The sequence below is a fragment of the Acetobacter sp. DmW_043 genome (assembly GCF_002153485.1).
Classification (GTDB): Bacteria; Pseudomonadota; Alphaproteobacteria; order Acetobacterales; family Acetobacteraceae; genus Acetobacter; species Acetobacter thailandicus.
Genome location: NZ_JOMN01000061.1, coordinates 1 through 494, shown reverse-complemented (window position 1 = coordinate 494; position 494 = coordinate 1). Strand labels below are relative to the sequence as shown.

Sequence of the window (494 nt, the reverse complement as noted above, 5' to 3'; positions counted from 1 at the left end):
CCGTTCTTTACCCCCATCTCCCGGTCATTGCGCAGGAAGTAGACACGCTCCCCTTCGGCAAACACCCGCTCACCCTGAGCTGTGGAGACCAGCACATCTTCGCCCAGCTCACCCGCATCCCTGCGGATCCCACGCGCTGCCTCATTCAGTGCCCGCACATCGACACGCCGGTGCGCCAGCATAATCTGACTATCCTCTGGTGAAGCCTGACGGGCTTTATCCCACCCCCGGACCACGCCGGCCCGGGCCTCATCAAGGGTCTCATGCCCGCGCACAAGACCCGCTTCCTCATAGCGTCCCAGGGCCCTGTCTGTCCGTCCTGTCGCAAGCTCCTTCGTCGCAGCCTGCTGCCAGTCTTCGCGCTGCCGGCGCACAGTTGTGATCTCCACTGACCCGACCCGCTCAGCCACCGCCCGGAACGCACCACCTGCCTCAATCGCCTGCAACTGTTCGGGATCACCCACCAGAACAACTTTGGCACCAGCCTCATGCGC

1 protein-coding gene is annotated in these 494 nt (G+C 64.0%); it reads right to left on the bottom strand.

Annotation, left to right across the window (positions count from 1 at the left end; genetic code table 11):
- Positions 1 to 494, bottom strand: a 494-nt coding sequence (locus HK11_RS11385) for an AAA family ATPase (protein ID WP_158092827.1), incomplete at both ends; no start/stop codon positions are given.